1 protein-coding gene is annotated in these 874 nt (G+C 61.0%); it reads left to right on the top strand.

Annotated elements, in window-relative coordinates:
- Nucleotides 1-874: cbb3-type cytochrome c oxidase subunit I (locus tag D1614_RS27900; protein ID WP_175579304.1), on the top strand; the 874-nt coding region annotated here is incomplete at both ends.

Raw genomic sequence — 874 nt, 5'->3', positions numbered from 1 at the left:
GACCGTGCTGGCGCTGCTGGCGTTTCCCGCGCTGTTTGTGTCGGCCATCATGATGCTGCTCGACAAGACGCTGGGCACCAGCTTCTTCATGCCGGCGGTGGTGTCGATGGGACAAACACTCCAGCATGCCGGCGGCAGCCCGCTGCTGTTCCAGCACCTGTTCTGGTTCTTCGGGCACCCCGAGGTGTACATCATGATCTTGCCGGCGTTCGGCATCATCAGCCAGATCGTGCCGGCCTTCGCGCGCAAGCCCCTGTTCGGCTACAGCTCGATGGTGTACGCCACGGCGTCGATCGCCATCCTGTCGTTCATCGTGTGGGCGCACCACATGTTCACGACCGGCATGCCCGTCACGGGTCAGCTGTTCTTCATGTACGCGACGATGCTGATCGCGGTGCCGACCGGTGTGAAGATCTTCAACTGGGTGGCCACGATGTTGCGCGGCTCGATGACGTTCGAGACGCCGATGCTGTTTGCCATTGGCTTCATCTTCGTGTTTACGGTGGGCGGGTTCACGGGCCTGATCCTGGCCGTAGCCCCGATCGACATCCAACTGCAGGACACCTATTACGTCGTCGCGCACTTCCACTACGTGCTGTCGCTGGGCGCCGTGTTCGCGATCTTCGCGGGCTGGTACTACTGGTTCCCGAAGATGTTCGGCTACATGTACTCGGAGACCATCGCCAAGCTGCACTTCTGGGTGACCTTCATCGGCGTGAACCTGATCTTCTTCCCGCAGCACTTCCTCGGCCTGTCGGGCATGCCGCGCCGCTACATCGACTACCCCGATGCCTTTGCCGGCTGGAACCTGGTGTCGTCGATCGGTTCCTACATCTCGGGTTTCGCCGTGCTGATCTTCATCTATGGCGTGATC

This window comes from Maribellus luteus (assembly GCF_003576475.1).
Classification (GTDB): domain Bacteria; phylum Bacteroidota; class Bacteroidia; order Bacteroidales; family Prolixibacteraceae; genus Draconibacterium; species Draconibacterium luteum.
This window is presented reverse-complemented; position numbering and strand designations above follow the sequence as displayed.